This is a genomic window from Rhodococcus sp. NBC_00294, from assembly GCF_036163995.1.
Classification (GTDB): Bacteria; Actinomycetota; Actinomycetes; order Mycobacteriales; family Mycobacteriaceae; genus Rhodococcoides.
Window position 1 is genome coordinate 4,103,746 of the sequence record NZ_CP108043.1, and the last position, 16,630, is coordinate 4,120,375.

A 16,630-nucleotide genomic window follows, 5' to 3' on the forward strand; every position below is an offset into this window, starting at 1 on the left:
CCGTGGGCCGACCGAGGCGACCGCGACGCCGCCGCTCGTCGTCAGGCGCCGTAGCGCAGGACCCGGCGGGCGGCGAACTCACGGAAGTAGTCGAGCTTGCGACCGGGGACCAGCGACGGGAGCAGGTAGTGCCACAGCCGCTCCATGCGCGCCGACAACTCCTTGGTGCTGTCGGTGGCCACCGCGACCATGTGGGCGCCGACGATGACCTCCAGGAACAGCATTCCGGTGGTCACGGGGTCGAGGTCGGCCTCGAGGTCGCCCTCGTCGATCGCCCGACGCGCCAGGCCGGTGTGGTACTCGGCCCAGCCCTCCATGACGTTCTCACCGGTACCGCGGTAGTCGCCGATCTGATGCTTGAGCCGGAACATCGCGGCGACCATCGGATCCGTGATCGCCAGATCGACCGTGATGTACGAGACACCGATCTCGGCCTCGAGAGCGGGGATCCGGCCGTCGTCCAGGGCGCGGCACGCCGTGGTGAGCCGCCGCACGCCCTCGTCGATGACGGCGCGAGCCAGCTCCTCCTTCGACCCGAAGTGGAAGTAGAGAGCTCCCTTGGTGACCTGCGACTGCGAAATGATCTCGCTGAGGCTGGCATTGGCGTACCCGAGCCGTAGAAAGACATGGGCGGCCCCCGCGAGCACCGTGTCTCTGGTGATCTCGGCGCGTGCCTGTCTGACCATGCGATCCGCCTCGAAAGTTTGGGGCATTCAATCCGTGAACAACGCGAGAACGGTACCACTGGACCACTACACAGCACGAGCACTCGTCCCGGAGTCCGAGCGTCGTGTCGTCACGACCGACGAGGTGGTCCACCGTGACCACCTCCGGTGACACTCGCGCTTTCAGCTCCCCAACCGGGGATCGGGCTCCAGATTCGTGAGCCCGTTCCAGCACAGGTTCACGATGTGCGCGGCCACCACCTCTTTCGAGGGAGACCGTTCGTCCAGCCACCATTGCGCCGTCATCGACACCATTCCGACCAATGCCTGGGCGTACAGCTGGGCATTGGCCGGGTCGATGTCGCGGCGGGAGAAGTCACCCGCCAGGATGTGCCCCACCTGGCCGACGGCGTCGTTCAGCAGGCTCGAGTACGTTCCCTCGGCCGCGGCGACCGGGGAGTCGCGCACGAGGATGCGGAACCCGTCGCTGCGCTCCTCGACGTACGTCAACAGGGCCAGCGCCACCCGTTCGACCCGGATCCGGGACCGGTTCTCTGTCAGCGACGACGTGATCATGGACAGCAGCGTGGACATCTCGCGGTCCACCACCACGGCATAGAGACCCTCCTTGCCGCCGAAGTGCTCGTACACGACCGGCTTGCTCACCTGCGCGCGTTGCGCGATCTCCTCGATGGACGTGGCCTCGTAGCCACGCTCGGCGAACAGCGTGCGGCCGATCTCGATCAACTGGGCCCGGCGTGCGGTCCCCGTCATCCGGACGCGGGGCGCACGTTCCGGTAGGGCGGCGTCACCGGGTGCACGCGGCTGATCGGGCTCGCGAGGCGCGTCGGGCGTCGAGGTCATGGAATCACTGTGACACGCGAGCACTGCGCGGCGAGTGAGGCCTGCGGAGCGTTTTACGGAGCGGGTGCACTCGTGCGAGGATCGACGCGCTCGGCGCACGCCAGCCGGGGCTGTGATCCGCCGTGGTGTAATGGCAGCACCTCTGATTTTGGTTCAGATAGTTCAGGTTCGAATCCTGGCGGCGGAGCCGTGACGCCACAGCGGCGGAGCTGTTGTCGTAGGGCGGCGGAGCCGTGGCGACGAGTGTGGCGGGTCCCCCGCCCGGGGCACATCCGAAGTCGGTCGAGGAGATTCATGACGTCGAAGGTCGCTGTAGTCGTGCTCGCCGCGGGGGCGGGAACCCGAATGCGATCGAAGACTCCGAAGGTTCTGCACGAACTGGCGGGTCGGTCCATGCTCGCGCACGCTCTGCACGCGGCCGACGGGGTGGACCCCGATCACCTCGTCACCGTCGTCGGGCACGACCGCGAGAAGGTCTCGGCCGCCGTCGCCGATCTGGCCGAGACGTTGGGTCGCACCATCGACATCGCGGTGCAGGCCGAACAGCACGGCACCGGTCACGCGGTGCAGTGCGGCCTCGCGTCGCTGCCCGCCGACTTCGACGGCACCGTGGTGGTCACCGCGGGGGACGTGCCACTGCTCGACGCCCACACTCTGCAGGCACTGCTGCACGATCACCACTCCTCCGCGGAGCCCGTCGCGGTGTCGGTGCTCACCTTCGTCCCCGACGACGCGAACGGCTACGGCCGCATCGTCCGCGACGGGTCCGGCCAGGTCCAGGAGATCGTCGAGCACGCCGACGCGACTCCCGATCAGCTGACCATCACCGAGGTGAACTCGGGTGTCTACGCCTTCGATGCGCAGTCGCTGCGGGTGGCTCTCGACTCGCTCGGCACCGACAACGCGCAGCACGAGCTGTACCTGACCGACGTCCTGAAGATCTCGCGCCGACGCGGCCTGCCGGTGTTCAGCACCCAGCTCACCGACCCGTCGCTGGTGCGCGGCGTGAACGACCGAGTGCAGCTGTCCGAGGTCACCCGCATCCTCAACGAGCACATCCTCGCCCGCCACATGCGCGCCGGCGTGACCGTGATCGACCCGTCGTCGACGTGGGTGGACATCGAGGTCGCCGTCGGACGCGACGCCGTGCTGCACCCCGGCACGCAGTTGCACGGACGCACCGTCATCGGTGAGGACGCGATCATCGGGCCCGACACGACACTCACCGACGTGTCGGTCGGCGAGGGCGCGACGGTGGTCCGCTCGCACGGATCCGACTCGGTGATCGGTGCCGGAGCGACGGTCGGGCCCTTCACCTACCTGCGGCCGAACAGCGAACTCGGCGACCACGGCAAGCTCGGCGCCTTCGTGGAAACCAAGAACGCGACCATCGGAGCGCACTCCAAGGTGCCGCACCTGACCTACGTCGGCGACGCCAGCATCGGCGAGCACTCCAACATCGGTGCGTCCAGCGTCTTCGTCAACTACGACGGCGTCGGCAAGAGCCGCACCGAGATCGGTTCGCACGTGCGCACCGGTTCCGACACCATGTTCATCGCGCCGGTGCGCGTGGGCGACGGGGCCTACACGGGCGCCGGAACCGTCCTACGCCATGATGTACCGGCGGGAGCGCTCGCCGTCTCCGGTGGTCCGCAACGGATCATCGAGGGCTGGGTGCAGAAGAAACGTCCGGGAACGCCGGCGGCAGAGGCCGCCGAACGCGCCCGTTCGACCGAGGAATCACACGTGCACGAACCGAAGGACGGCGAGTAGAGCAGTGACCACAGCCAACTGGATCGACAACCAGAAGAACTTGATGCTCTTCTCCGGTCGCGCTCATCCCGAGCTCGCCGAGCAGGTGGCGAAGGAACTCGGGATCGAGGTCACCCCGCAGACCGCCCGCGACTTCGCGAACGGCGAGATCTTCGTCCGCTTCGAGGAGTCCGTCCGCGGCTCCGACGCCTTCGTGCTCCAGAGCCACCCGTTCCCGTTGAACACGTGGCTCATGGAACAGCTCATCATGATCGACGCGCTCAAGCGCGGATCCGCGAAGCGCATCACCGCGATCCTGCCGTTCTACCCCTACGCCCGCCAGGACAAGAAGCACCGCGGCCGCGAGCCCATCTCTGCACGCCTGGTCGCCGATCTGCTCAAGACGGCCGGCGCCGACCGCATCATCACGGTCGATCTCCACACCGACCAGATCCAGGGCTTCTTCGACGGCCCGGTCGACCACATGCACGCGCACAGCCAGCTCGCCGACCACATCCGCGAGGGCTACAACCTCGAGCACATCACCGTGGTCTCCCCCGACTCCGGCCGCGTGCGCGTCGCGGAGAAGTGGGCCGACTCGCTCGGCGGGGCGCCGCTGGCGTTCATTCACAAGACACGAGATCCGTTGGTGCCCAACCAGGTCAAGTCGAACCGAGTCGTCGGTGACGTCGAGGGACGCACCTGCATCCTGATCGACGACATGATCGACACCGGTGGCACCATCGCCGGCGCGGTGAAGGTGCTCAAGGAAGCCGGCGCGGGCGACGTCGTCATCGCCGCCACGCACGGCGTGCTGAGCCACCCGGCCGCCGAGCGCCTCGCGTCGTGCGGCGCCAAGGAGGTCGTCGTGACCAACACGCTGCCCATCAGTGACGACAAGCTGTTCCCGTCGCTGACCGTGCTCTCCATCGCACCCCTGCTCGGCAAGACCATCCGTGAGGTCTTCGAGAACGGGTCCGTCACCAGCCTGTTCAACGGCAACGCCTGAGAAACGACGTCACCGACCGACACTCCCCGCGGACCTCGTCCGCGGGGAGTGTCGTCGTCGGGCGCCCTACTTCCGGGCCAGCACCAGGGCGAAGCGCTCGTCGGAATCGGTCCAGAACTCGTCGACCGTCAGCCCCGCCGCCGCCAGTTCGCCGGTGATCGACTCGCGCCGGAACTTAGCGGAGATCTCTGTCCGCATCTCCTCGCCCGCCGCGAACTGCACGTCCAGGTCGAGGTCCGCGACGCGCACCGTGTGGTCGCGACGTGCGCGCAGCCGCATCTCGATCCACTCGTTGCGCTCGTCCCACACGGCGACGTGCTCGAAGTCGTCCACGTCGAAGTCGGCGTTCAGCTGCCCGTTCAACACGGAGAGCACGTTCAGGTCGAACTGCGCCGTCACTCCCTGCGCGTCGTCGTACGCGGGCACCAGAACCGCGGGGTCGATGACCAGCCCGACCCCGAGCAACAGGAACTCCCCCGTGTCGAGGGTGTTCGAGATGGCGGAGAGGAACTCGGCGCGCTCCTGCGGCACGAGGTTCCCCAGCGTGCCGCCCAGGAACGCCAACGTCCTGCGCCCGCCGGTGGGGACCCAGAACAGACCACTGTCCGGGCCGCCGGTGCTCGTGAAATCGCTCACCACACCGTGGATCTCGAGATCCGGGTACTGGCGCGACAAATCCTCCATCGCACCGGTCAACGCCGACGGCGACACGTCCTGCGGGACGTAGCGACGCAGGGTGCCGTGTTCCAGACCCGCGGACAGCAGCACCCGGGTCTTGTCCGACGATCCGGAGCCCAACTCGACCAGCACCTCCACTCCCGTCACGCGAGCGATCTCCGCGGCCCGTTCGGTCAGCAGGGCGCGCTCGGTGCGCGTCGGGTAGTACTCGTCCAACTCGGTGATGCGCTCGAACAGTTCGCTGCCCACGGCATCGTAGAAGTACTTCGGCGACAACCATTTCGGCGTCGCGGTGAGACCGCGGCGGGCATCTTCCCGCAGCGATTGCTGTAGATCACCCTCGGTGATGTGGATGTCCAGTGACGGCGCTGTCATGACGAACTCCTCGGTGCTGACGAGCATGGAAGGTGCAGGGGTGGAGCGGTCAGAAGGTGGTGATGTCCACGGATCCCGGTCGGGCGGAGACGAGGCACCGATCGGGCACCTGCTGCCATCCGGGCAGATCGTCGAGCGGTTCGGACGCGAGGACGACGCTGTCCTCGTCGTACCGGACGGAGAGCGAGTGGTAAAGCGTCGTCGCCCAGAGCGACTCGCCATCGCCGAGCAGCAGGTTGACGCGCGAGTCCGGGGCGGCGGCGTCGACGTCCGCCAGCAGACCGGCGAGTGCGTCCGCCGGATCGCGGTCCAGTAGCCGCTGCTGCAGAATCGCCCACAGCACAGCGGAATCCGTGGGTGCCGCCAACCGCAGCAGCGACTCGACGGGCACCTTCTCGGCGAGCGCGGAGACCGACTGCGGCCATCCGCGCACGACACCGTTGTGGCTGAACGCCCATCGACCCTCGACGAAGGGCGCGCACGCCGACCGCTCGACGGGCATGCCGACGGTGGCGGACCGCACGGCCCCCATCACCGCCACCGAGCGGACGTGGGTGAGCGTGTCGGTGACGGCCGGGTCACCCCACATCGGCATCGCACTCCGATACGACGACGCGGTGCCGTTCGACCACCAGGCCGCACCGAAGCCGTCCGCGTTGATCGTGCCGCCGCCGCGCATCTCGCGGGGTGCGTACGACTGGGTGAGCAGCGATGTCGGGCCCGCGGTGAGCACGTCTCCGACGGTGCGCGCGGGTCCGAGATAGCCGACGTGTCGGCACATCCGCTACCGGTGTCCCACGTCGCGGGCGCACCGGAAACCGGCGAAGATCTGGCGGCGGATCGGGTGGTCCCAGTTGCGGAACGTCGCGCGGACCGCCGTCTGGTCGGTGCCGAACGAGCCGCCGCGCAACACCTTGTAGTCGCCACCGAAGAACACCTCGGAGTACTCCGGGTAGGGGAACATCTCGAACCCGGGGTACGGCTCGAAGTCGGACGACGTCCACTCCCAGACGTCCCCCATCAGCTGCTCGACGCCGAGCGGCGAGGCTCCCTCGGGATACGCGCCGACGTCGGCGGGTTCGAGGTGGCGTTGACCGAGATTCGCGTGCCGGTCGTCGGCGTCGTCGTCGCCCCAGGGGTTGCGCCGGGAGAGCCCGGACACGGGGTCGAAGCGTGCCGCCTTCTCCCATTCCGCCTCGGTCGGCAGGCGCTTGCCGGCCCAGCGGGCGTAGGCGTCGGCTTCGAACCAGCTGACGTGAACCACGGGCTGCGCTGCTCGAATCTGCTTCGCACGTCCGAAGACTCGACGCCACCACACACCGTCGTCGTCCTGCGACCAGAACTGCGGCGCGGTGAGACCGGCCTCGGTGCGGTGTGCCCAGCCGCGTTCGGTCCACAGCTCCTCGCGGTCGTAGCCACCGTCGGCGATGAACTGGAGGTACTCGCCGTTGGTCACCGGAGCCGCGTCGATCGCGAAGGTGGGCACCTCGACAGTGTGCGCGGGCCGCTCGTTGTCGAGGGCCCACGGATCGTCGCCGGTTCCCATCTCGAACGCGCCACCGGGGACGATGACCTCGACGTCGTGGGCGGGCGGCAGCTGGGCGCGGGGAGCGTCGGGTGCGTCCAGCACGGCGTCGCCGGTGCGCAGCTGATGTGTCGCCAGCATCGTCTCGTCGTGCTGCTGTTCGTGCTGCGCGACCATCGCGAAGACGAAGCCGCTCTCCACCAGCCGACTCTCGTCGAAGGTGCAGCGCTGCAACGCATCCAGTGACAGGGCGCGCACGGTGTCGACGTAGGCACGCGCCTCGTCGGGCGACAGCAGATCCAGCCCCGGCCGGACGGACCGTGCGTGGCGGAACGCGTCGTAGAGGTCGTCGATCTCCGGGTGCACCGCGTCGCGGCCGCCCACGTCGCGGACCAGCCACAGCTCTTCCTGGTTGCCGATGTGGGCGAGATCCCAGACCAGTGGGCTCATCAACGGCGACACCTGCTCGCGCAGCCCGTCCTCGTCGAGGCACCGGGTGAGCGCCAGGGTCCGGGCGCGGCTACGCACCAGCATCGATTCGAGCCGGCCGCGCAGCGCCACCGCGTCGACCGTCGTGTTCGCCGTCATCGTGAGAACTCCTTCCGAGCATCGCCTCGTGGTGGTGTCGCCGCTGTCCCTGGTGCCGTCGGCGGCTGGGCGGCGGAGCAGCGCGTCGCCGCGCGGCCCAGGGCTTCACGCGCCTCGCCGTGGCTGGAGTCGGCCGCGAGTGTCAGCAGCTCCACCGCAGCTCGCCGCAGCGCCTGGTCGGCAAGTCCGTCCCGCGCCGCGTCCTCCCACCTGTTCAGGGTGGGTTCCGCCAGGTCCAGCGCCTGATCGGCCACCGAGTCGGAGGACAGCAGGGCGTCCACCGCGTACATCGGCACCTCCCACGCCCCGTCGGGTTGGCCGTCGAGGTACCGGATCTCGAGGTGGCCGCTCGCACGCACGAGGGGAAACACCGTCGTCAGGTGGTAGTCCAGGTCGGCCGTCGTGGGGCGCCGACCCATGTCGTCGTCCAGGTCACCCTCGAGCCACTGGGCGAACGTGGCCTCGCGCGGCGGCGCGGCGAGGCGCCCGTCGCGTCGCACACACAGGAGCGGGACGTCCATGACCCAGCGTGCGTAGTCGCGGACGGGATCGACCCCGAGCGGAACACGCGTGCGGGTGCGGTCCAGTTCGAACCAGGTGCGCATGCGCTGCGAGGCCCACCGACCGTCGGGAACGCCGTACAGAGCGGGCGTGGTCGCGAACGCCGCCAGTAACGCCGGACCCACGGCATGCACTGTGGCCCAGCGCCGTCGGATCTGCTCGTCGTCGCCGCCGGCGTCCACACTGACCTGGACCGCGGCCGTGTTGCACATCATGAGCTTGCCGTACGGGCCGTACTGCTCGAAGCGCTGCTCCATCGCGCAGTAGCGCGGCAGCGTGAGCAGGCGGTCGGGAGGTCGCAGCGTGTCCGCGCCGCCTCCGGCGAGGGCGATCCCGTGCGAGTCGAGCAGGCGGGTCAACGTCTGCTCGTCGTCGCGCAACGCCTCGACGACGGAGGCGAGGGACGTGGCGGGCGAGGACGACAATTCGATCTGACCACCGGGCTCGACGGAGACGACACTTCCGGAGCGGAGGGCGAGTGCGGGGGACTCGGGCCGAAGAGACTGCGGGGTGTGGGCACCCAGTGCCTCGGCGAGCGAGTCGAGAGTGGGACGTGCACCGGACGGGGTCCGGGTGAACCATTCGAGTTCTGCGCCGATCAGAGTCGGCGGCCCCACCTTGAAACAGACCCGGGCGAGGTATGCCTCGGCGGCGGGCCGCGAACTGAGAGTGCCGGAAACGGCCGTCATGGATGCCTCCGCGGGGTGACGGTGGAGCGTGAAGTGGAACGGGCACTGCGTACGGGAAGAGGAACGGACACTGCGTGTCCGGATGACGTTTACCCCCGCCCTTCACAGACTAATCGCTCCCGCGCGCGGTCGCCGGTAGTGTCGGCGTCACTGTGAACGCCACCCCCGAGACGGACACCGTCGACGTGCTCGCCGCCCGCGCGGACACCCCTGCCGCCGAGCACGGGGTGTTCCTCGACAGCGCCGGCTCGTCGCTGCCGCCACAGCGCGTCGTCGAGACGGTCGTCGAGCACCTGCGCCGTGAGGCCGAGGTGGGCGGATACCGCGCAGCGCGTGAACGCTCGGAGGATCTCGCCGCGGTGCGCACGTCCGTGGAGATGCTGATCGGAGCCCCGACCGGCACCGTGGCACTGTCCGACAGCGCCACGCGGGCCTGGTGCGACTTCTTCTACGCGGTACCGCTCTCCCCCGGTGACCGCATCCTGGTCTCCACCGTCGAGTACGCCACCAACGCGATCGCCGCACTGCAGCGGGCGCGGGCGACCGGCGCGGTGGTCGACACCATTCCCGTGGACCCGTCCGGACGCATCGATCTCGAGGCCCTCGAGCGGATGATGGACGACCGCGTCGCGCTGGTCTCGCTCGTGCACGCGCCGACCAACGGCGGCCTGCTGAACCCGGTCCGGGAGATCGTCGACCTGGCCCACCGTCACGGGGCCCTCGTGCTGCTGGACGCCTGTCAGTCGGTGGGCCAGATCGCCCTCGACGTGGCGGAGCTCGGTGTGGACGCTCTCTCCGCGACGGGACGCAAGTGGCTGCGAGGACCGCGCGGTACCGGTTTCCTCCACGTCGCCCCGTCGGTGCTCGACACCCTGGAGCCGCGATCTCTGGATCTGCACAGTGCGTCCTGGACCGGCCCCGACTCCTACACCGTCGCCGACGACGCGCGGCGGTTCGAGACGTGGGAACACGACGTCGCGGCCCGGCTCGGTCTCGGCGCCGCCGTCGATCTCCTGCTCGAACTCGGACCGAGCGCGGTGGAGGCCGCGGTGCGTGTGCGGGCCGAGCGGCTGCGGAACACCCTCGCCGAGGTGCACGGCATCGCGGTGCACGACCTGGGCGACCACCACACCGGCATCGTGACCTTCACCGTCGAGGGCGCCGCGCCCGCCGCGCTGAAGGACGCACTGGCGGAGCGCGACATCACCGTCTCCGTCAGCCCGGCGTCGTCGACTCTGCTCGACATGACGGCCCGCGGACTGGACTCCGTCGTCCGGGCGTCTCCCCACTACTTCCTGACCCTCGATCAGATCGATCACGCCGTGGACGAGTGCCGGGCTCTGACGTCGCAGCGGTGACCCGCCGCCAACGGTGACGAGCAGGGGCGATTCGCGGCCGATCGGCGCGTTCGGGTAGTGTTCACGCCGTTGTCTCGGCGAGGGTGACGAGTGCGCAGTGCGTACGTCACCGTGATCGACGCAGGCGCGGTCTCGCAGCCGTCCTCGTTCGTGTCCACGCCGAGCGAGTAGTACCCGCAGCAGTCACACCTGACCGCAGCCGTTTCAGACCGCAGTCACACCTGATCTTCCGAGGAGCCCCGTCCCATGGCCAACGTTCTCAACGCCACCGTCCGCACCGAGTTCGGCAAGGGCGCAGCCCGCCGCACCCGCCGCGACGGTCTCGTCCCCGCCGTCCTGTACGGACACGCCACCGAGCCCAAGCACCTCTCGCTCCCGTCTCGCGAGTTCGCCGCCGTGCTCCGCGCCGACGGCACCAACGCCGTCATCGAGCTCCAGGTCGACGGCGAGAAGCACCTCGCCCTCACCAAGTCGGTCGTGGTCCACCCGATCCGTAACTACATCGAGCACGCCGACCTCCTCGTCATCCGTCGCGGCGAGAAGGTCACCGTCGAGATCAACGTCGTCGTCACCGGCGACGCGGCGCCCGGCGCCCTCGTCACCACCGATGCCAACGTCATCGAGATCGAGGTCGACGCGACCCAGATCCCCGAGCAGTTCGAGGTCTCCGTCGAGGACGCCGAGATCGGCACCCAGATCCTCGCCTCGTCGATCGAGCTGCCGTCCGGCGCGACGCTGATCTCCGATCCCGAGCTCCTCCTCGTCAACGTCGTCGAGGCGCCCAGCGAGGCTGCACTCGAGGCCGAGGGCGCGGGCGATCTCGCCAGCAACGTCGCCGCCGAGGAAGAGGAGGCTGTCGAGGACAGCTCCGCCGCCGACGAGGCCGCAGCGGCAGACGAGAACTGATCCACCGAGCACCACCGCGGCGCGCCTCCCTCACCGGAGGCGCGCCGTTTCTCGTTCCCCCACTCCGCACGACCCCGCACGCCACGAGCTGAAAGCGACTGCCGCACATGACCGATCGCCCTGCTCTCGTCATCGGCCTGGGCAATCCCGGGCCGCAGTACGAGCGCACCCGACACAACGTCGGCGCCGTCGTCGTCGACACCCTGGCGGAGCGGATGCGAGGGTCGTTCTCGTCGCACAAGCGCAGCAACTCCGACGTGCTCCAGGCACGGCTCGGGACTCGCCCGGTCGTGCTGGGGAAGCCGCGGTCGTACATGAACGAGTCCGGCGGCCCGGTCGCCAACCTGGCCCGGTTCTTCTCCGTGGCGCCGGCGGACATCATCGTCGTGCACGACGAACTCGACGTCGATCTGGGTCGGGTGCGGCTCAAGATCGGCGGCGGCGAGGGCGGGCACAACGGGCTGCGCTCGATCTCGAAGTCGTTGTCCACCAAGGACTACCTCCGTGTCCGGGTCGGGGTGGGGCGCCCGCCCGGCCGGATGGATCCGGCGTCGTACGTGCTCAAGCCGTTCGCCGCGTCCGAGCGCGACGAGGTGGCGGTCGTGCTGGAGGAGGCCGCGGACGCAGTGGAGCTGCTCCTGAAGGGCAGCCTCGAGGACGCGCAGAACCGCATCCACCGACCCTGATGCGCTGAGCTCAGCCGAGGAGCGACGCCGAGTTCGCGCGGCGGAGCTTGCCCGAGGACGTCTTCGGAATGGTGCCGGGACCGAGCACCGCGACCGTGCGAGGACGAACCCCCACTTCCGAGAACACTGCGTGCACGATGTCGTGCTCGATGCGCTTGACCGCATCCGGGTCGGCGATCTCGTTGGTCTCCGCCGCGACCGCGAAGCTCTCCCGCTTCTGCCCCGCGTCGAGACGGATCGCGACGGCATTGCCCGGCCGGACGCCCGCGACGGTGCCCACGGCACGTTCGATGTCGGTCGGATAGATGTTGCGGCCGCCCATGATGATGACGTCCTTGATGCGCCCGCAGACGACGACCAGGCCTTCCTCCGTGAAGTACCCGATGTCTCCGGTGTCGAGCCACCCGTCGTCGTCCTGCGCGGACACCGAGCCCTCCACCGTGATGTATCCGGGCGTCACCGCCGGCCCCCGCACGTGGATGACACCGACGCCGCGACTCGGGAGCACCTGGCCCTCGGCGTCGACGACGCGCCCCTCGAGATTCGGCACCATCCGCCCGAGCGTCGCGAGACGACGGACGTTGCCCTTGGTCGACGGAACGGCGCGGCCCATCACCTCGAGCAGGTCCGCGTCGACCACGTCGAGCACCTGGCCCTGATCACGGACCGGGATCGACACCGCGAGCGTGGTCTCCGCCATCCCGTAGACGGGTGCGAGAGCGGTCGGGGCGAGCCCGAACCGGGCGCCCGCCTCCGCGAGGGCGAGCATCGTGTCGGGATCCACCGGCTCGGCACCGTTCCACGCGTAGCGCAACGACGACAGATCGAGGGCCGTGTCGGCGGACGCCTGCTTGAGCCTGCGCGCCAGCAACGAGTACGCGAAATTGGGAGCGGCGGTGACGGTGCCGCGGTACTTGTCGATCAGCTGGGCCCACAGCAGCGGAGAGCGCAGGAAGTCGATCGGCGTGATGCTGACGACCTCGGCTCCGACCTGCATCGGCACCGACAGGAAGCCGACCATCCCCATGTCGTGGAACAGCGGGAGCCAGCTGACCATCACGTCGTCCTCGAGCGAGTACTCGATCCGATCGATCATCGCGTAGGCGTTGACGTAGAAGTTCTCGTGGGTGATGCGCACGGCCTTGGGAGATCCGGTGGACCCGGACGTGAGCTGCTGCAGCGCGATGTCGGACTCGTCGGTGGGCACGGGATCGGTGTCCTCACCGCCGCGCAGGTCGTCGATCGTCAGCACGGTGATCCCGCGTTCCTCCAGGATGGGCGCCGCGGCGTCGAACGGTGCTCCGAGCACCACCGCGGCGGCGTCGATCATCCGGATGACGGTCTCGGTGTCGGCACCCCACACGGCGAGATCGGTGCGCGGCGTCGGCTGATGCAGCATGGTCACGGACGCGCCGCGCATCCACGCCGCCTGACACGACGGCGCGATGTCCACCGGCTGACCGGCCAGGATGCCGATCGCGTCCCCGCGGGAGACCCCTGCCGCGGCGAGCCCGCCTGCCATCCGGCGCGCGACCGCATGGATGTCGCCCCACGTCTGCCGCAACGGTGCGTCGGGCTCACCGGTGACGAGACCTCGCTCGGTCGTGGCCGCGGTCGCGTACATCTCCTCGGTGAACCTGCTCAACGTCACTCCCTCGTCGGTGGTGCGTGCCGGGTGCGCGCACCACTGTTACATCCGGACGACGGTGACCGCTGTTACGGACGGACGGGCTCGGCGTGTCGGCCGAGTACCCTGGGTACGTTCCGACCAGTGATCCGCACAGCTGCGGTCACCGAAGAAAGGCCTTCGTGAGCACCCCGTCCGTCGACACCGACACCACCACCGCGGTCACCGCCGCCGGCACCACCCCGCCGAAGAACCTCCGGCGCGAGGTGGAGCGTCGTCGCACCTTCGCAGTGATCTCGCATCCCGACGCGGGCAAGTCGACGCTCACCGAGGCCCTGGCTCTGCACGCGCGGAAGATCTCCGAGGCCGGTGCGATCCACGGGAAGTCGGGTCGCCGCTCGACCGTCTCCGACTGGATGGAGATGGAGAAGGCGCGCGGTATCTCCGTCAGTTCGACGGCGCTGCAGTTCGACTACGCCGATCACACCATCAACCTGGTGGACACCCCGGGTCACGCCGACTTCTCGGAGGACACCTACCGCGTGCTGACCGCGGTGGACGCCGCCGTGATGCTGATCGACGCGGCGAAGGGTCTGGAACCGCAGACGCTGAAGCTGTTCCAGGTGTGTCGGCACCGCGGCATCCCGGTCATCACCGTGGTCAACAAGTGGGACCGGCCGGGCCGCTCCCCCCTCGAGCTGCTCGACGAGATCGAGGAGCGCATCGGTCTGACGCCGACCCCGCTGTACTGGCCCGTCGGTATCGCGGGTGACTTCCGCGGACTGCTCGACGTGTCGGAGCACCAGTACATCCACTTCACCCGCACGGCCGGTGGCGCGACCATCGCACCCGAGGAGTTCATGGACTCCGAGGCGGCGCAGTCCCGTGAGGGCGACGACTGGACCACCGCCGTCGAGGAGAGCGAGTTGCTCGTCGAGAGCGGGCAGCGCCACGACGAGGACGAGTTCCTCGCGGGCCGGACGTCTCCGGTGATCTTCGCGTCGGCGATGCTCAACTTCGGCGTGCACCAGATCCTCGACACCCTCGTCTCGTTCGCTCCGGCCCCGGGCCCCCGTCCCGACGTGGCCGGTGGTGAGCGCGAGGTCACCGACCCCTTCAGCGCGGTCGTGTTCAAGGTGCAGGCCGGCATGGACACCGCACACCGCGATCGCCTCGCCTTCATGCGCGTGGTCTCCGGAGTCTTCGAGCGCGGCATGGTGGTCACCCATGCCCAGACGGGCAAACCGTTCACGACGAAGTACGCGCTGACGGTGTTCGGCCGCGAGCGCACCACGGTGGAGAACGCCTACCCCGGCGACGTCGTCGGGCTGGTCAACGCCACCGCGCTCGCTCCCGGCCACACGTTGTACGCGGATCGCAAGGTCGAGTTCCCGCCGATACCGTCCTTCGCTCCCGAGCACTTCGCCGTCCTCCGTGCGGAGAGCGCGAGCAAGTACAAGCAGTTCCGTCGCGCCGTGGATCAGATGGATCAGGAGGGTGTCGTCCAGATCCTCCGCAACGACATCCGCGGAGACGCGTCGCCCGTCCTCGCCGCCGTGGGTCCGATGCAGTTCGAAGTGGTGTCCGCGCGCATGAAGTCCGAGTTCGGCGTCGAGGCGCGCATGGAGCCCCTGGGCTACTCGATCGCTCGACGCACCGACGCGGCGTCCGCCGGGGAGCTCGGTCGCCAGCGCGGCGTCGAGGTGTTCACCCGCACGGACGGCGTGATGTTGGCGCTGGTCAGTGACAAGTGGCGGCTGCAGTACATCCAGAAGGAGCTGCCGGACCTGCTGCTCGAGCCGCTGGTCGCCGCAGCCGACTGATCCTCTGGGACATCTCCACACCACCTCACCCCAAGATTGGTGTCATCTCCAATCCATAGGGTCAAAACTGTTCGCTGTTTCCTTCCCGTGGTACTTTTTCTCTGTTCGAACGTACTTCTGGTTTGTTCTTCGGAAGTACTCGAGTCACGTACCGAGACGATCGAGGAGCAGTCCGAGTAATGAGCGATGGATCAAGTGGGCCCCTCACGGGGATCAAGATCGGCAAGGCACCAGCCCACCGATCCAACGGGACACCTTCGAGCGTCACTCCGAGCAAAAGTGAGGTCGACATGACAACCAGTGATCAGATTTCCGAACACGCGTTGCCTGGCGGCAGCACGTCCACCAACGGATCGTCGAACGGCAGCAGCTTCGCTTCGGGCCGTCACCCGAGCCCCGACCGCCGCACGGCCATGGGCATCGCGTCCATCCGCATCGCGGGACGGCTGACGCAGAACGAGATCACCAGCCGCGACACGCGCCCGATGGATTCCTCCACCGGCCCCGACGAGCTGCTGCAGCTCCTCGGTGAGTACCTCACCTCCGGTGGGCTCGCGAGCCCCGAGCTGCACGTGCGTTCCAACGGCACGACGGTGGTGCTCGATCTGCAGAACCCCGCCAAGGGCTTCCGCTGATCCTCCCCTGACACACGAGAAAGGCCCCCGGCATCGCCGGGGGCCTTTCTCGTGCTGTCGTCATCCGTCCCCGTGACGCACGAAGGCGACCCGAGAAGAATCTCGGGTCGCCTCGTACTACTTCACGACGGACACAGTCGGGGGACGACCGCCGCGAAGAGAGTGTTCGTCCTCATGATCCCTGTGGACAAGGATCAGGCGGGGGGCATCATGACCGAGTCGACCATGTAGACGGTCGCGTTGGCGGTCGTGACGCCACCGCACACCAGGTTGGAGTCGTTGAACTTCAGCGAATCGCCCTCGCCGGTGATGTTGACGGCCTGGCCCTCGACGGAGGTCTGCTCGCCGGCGATCGCGTCGGGAGCGAGCTGGCCGGGGATCACGTGGTACGTGAGGATCTTGGTGAGCAGCGCGGAATCGGTCTTCAGCGTCTCGATGGTGGCCGGGTCGATCTTGGCGAACGCGTCGTCGGTCGGGGCGATGACGGTGAACTCGGAGCCGTTCAGCGTGTCGACCAGGTTGACGTCCGGGTTCAGTCCACCGGAGACCGCTGCGGTCAGGGTGGTGAGGATCGGGTTGTTGGAAGCGGCGACGGCGACCGGATCGGCAGCCATTCCGCTCACGGAGCCGGCACCGTCCGGGACCTGCTCGGCGTAGGCTGCGCAGCCCGAGCCGATGAGGTTGGAGGCCGGGTCGGCACTCGAGTTCATCGCGGTGGAGGAGGACATGGCCGACGAGGTCATCGACTCCATGCTGCTGCTCGCGGTGGTCTCGGTGGTGCTGCTGCTGTCGTCGGACGAACATGCGGACAGTCCGAGGAGTGCAACTGCTGCGAAGCCGACTGCTACTGCACTCTTGCTCTTGGTGACGCTCATGGCGAGAACCCTTC

15 protein-coding genes and 1 tRNA gene are annotated in these 16,630 nt (G+C 68.6%); 8 read left to right on the top strand and 8 right to left on the bottom strand.

Features of this window, described 5'->3' with window-relative positions:
* Positions 1 to 41: 41 nt before the first annotated feature.
* Complete coding sequence (locus OHB23_RS19170) at positions 42 to 686, bottom strand: ScbR family autoregulator-binding transcription factor (RefSeq protein ID WP_027504067.1); 645 nt, start codon at positions 684 to 686, stop codon at positions 42 to 44.
* Between the two features lie 162 nt (positions 687 to 848).
* Positions 849 to 1,439: a TetR/AcrR family transcriptional regulator gene (locus tag OHB23_RS19175; protein WP_027504068.1), complete on the bottom strand. Its 591-nt coding sequence runs from the start codon at positions 1,437 to 1,439 to the stop codon at positions 849 to 851.
* Between the two features lie 206 nt (positions 1,440 to 1,645).
* On the opposite strand from OHB23_RS19175, the gene OHB23_RS19180 reads away from it, so the two are divergent.
* The 3 genes from OHB23_RS19180 (at position 1,646) to OHB23_RS19190 (ending at position 4,290) form a co-directional block, all read left to right on the top strand.
* Positions 1,646 to 1,716 (top strand) — tRNA-Gln (locus tag OHB23_RS19180).
* 107 nt (positions 1,717 to 1,823) lie between these two features.
* A complete protein-coding gene (gene glmU, locus OHB23_RS19185) occupies positions 1,824 to 3,302 on the top strand; it encodes a bifunctional UDP-N-acetylglucosamine diphosphorylase/glucosamine-1-phosphate N-acetyltransferase GlmU (RefSeq protein ID WP_328810181.1) in 1,479 nt (492 codons plus the stop codon).
* Positions 3,303 to 3,306: 4 nt separating this feature from the next.
* Positions 3,307 to 4,290 (top strand): ribose-phosphate diphosphokinase, encoded by a 984-nt coding sequence (locus OHB23_RS19190; protein WP_204866510.1) that lies wholly within the window; start codon positions 3,307 to 3,309, stop codon positions 4,288 to 4,290.
* Positions 4,291 to 4,356: 66 nt separating this feature from the next.
* On the opposite strand, the gene egtD is transcribed toward OHB23_RS19190, so the two are convergent.
* The 4 genes from egtD to egtA are packed head-to-tail and all read right to left on the bottom strand — an operon-like array spanning position 4,357 to position 8,706.
* Positions 4,357 to 5,343: an L-histidine N(alpha)-methyltransferase gene (egtD, locus tag OHB23_RS19195; RefSeq protein ID WP_328810182.1), complete on the bottom strand. Its 987-nt coding sequence runs from the start codon at positions 5,341 to 5,343 to the stop codon at positions 4,357 to 4,359.
* A gap of 49 nt (positions 5,344 to 5,392) precedes the next feature.
* Complete coding sequence (gene egtC / locus OHB23_RS19200) at positions 5,393 to 6,124, bottom strand: ergothioneine biosynthesis protein EgtC (protein WP_328810183.1); 732 nt, start codon at positions 6,122 to 6,124, stop codon at positions 5,393 to 5,395.
* A gap of 3 nt (positions 6,125 to 6,127) precedes the next feature.
* A complete protein-coding gene (gene egtB, locus OHB23_RS19205; RefSeq protein WP_328810184.1) occupies positions 6,128 to 7,456 on the bottom strand; it encodes an ergothioneine biosynthesis protein EgtB in 1,329 nt (442 codons plus the stop codon).
* Positions 7,453 to 8,706, bottom strand: coding sequence for an ergothioneine biosynthesis glutamate--cysteine ligase EgtA (egtA, locus tag OHB23_RS19210; RefSeq protein ID WP_328810185.1), 1,254 nt, complete (start codon positions 8,704 to 8,706; stop codon positions 7,453 to 7,455). The genes egtB and egtA overlap by 4 nt, the downstream gene beginning before the upstream one ends.
* Before the next feature lie 152 nt (positions 8,707 to 8,858).
* Between egtA and OHB23_RS19215 the strand changes: the two genes are divergently transcribed.
* The 3 genes from OHB23_RS19215 (at position 8,859) to pth (ending at position 11,656) form a co-directional block, all read left to right on the top strand.
* Positions 8,859 to 10,064 (top strand): aminotransferase class V-fold PLP-dependent enzyme, encoded by a 1,206-nt coding sequence (locus OHB23_RS19215; RefSeq protein ID WP_328810186.1) that lies wholly within the window; start codon positions 8,859 to 8,861, stop codon positions 10,062 to 10,064.
* A gap of 246 nt (positions 10,065 to 10,310) precedes the next feature.
* Positions 10,311 to 10,970, top strand: coding sequence for a 50S ribosomal protein L25/general stress protein Ctc (locus OHB23_RS19220; protein WP_056447089.1), 660 nt, complete (start codon positions 10,311 to 10,313; stop codon positions 10,968 to 10,970).
* 107 nt (positions 10,971 to 11,077) lie between these two features.
* A complete protein-coding gene (gene pth / locus OHB23_RS19225; RefSeq protein WP_285188140.1) occupies positions 11,078 to 11,656 on the top strand; it encodes an aminoacyl-tRNA hydrolase in 579 nt (192 codons plus the stop codon).
* 10 nt (positions 11,657 to 11,666) lie between these two features.
* Here the strand turns inward: pth and OHB23_RS19230 are convergent, their stop codons facing one another.
* Complete coding sequence (locus OHB23_RS19230; RefSeq protein WP_222627617.1) at positions 11,667 to 13,301, bottom strand: fatty acyl-AMP ligase; 1,635 nt, start codon at positions 13,299 to 13,301, stop codon at positions 11,667 to 11,669.
* 164 nt (positions 13,302 to 13,465) lie between these two features.
* On the opposite strand from OHB23_RS19230, the gene OHB23_RS19235 reads away from it, so the two are divergent.
* Together OHB23_RS19235 and OHB23_RS19240 are read left to right on the top strand one after the other, a co-directional pair.
* Positions 13,466 to 15,106: a peptide chain release factor 3 gene (locus OHB23_RS19235; protein WP_056447083.1), complete on the top strand. Its 1,641-nt coding sequence runs from the start codon at positions 13,466 to 13,468 to the stop codon at positions 15,104 to 15,106.
* Positions 15,107 to 15,396: 290 nt separating this feature from the next.
* A complete protein-coding gene (locus OHB23_RS19240) occupies positions 15,397 to 15,741 on the top strand; it encodes a hypothetical protein (protein WP_231476131.1) in 345 nt (114 codons plus the stop codon).
* Between the two features lie 194 nt (positions 15,742 to 15,935).
* Here the strand turns inward: OHB23_RS19240 and OHB23_RS19245 are convergent, their stop codons facing one another.
* Complete coding sequence (locus OHB23_RS19245) at positions 15,936 to 16,616, bottom strand: fasciclin domain-containing protein (RefSeq protein WP_222627570.1); 681 nt, start codon at positions 16,614 to 16,616, stop codon at positions 15,936 to 15,938.
* Positions 16,617 to 16,630: the final 14 nt, after the last annotated feature.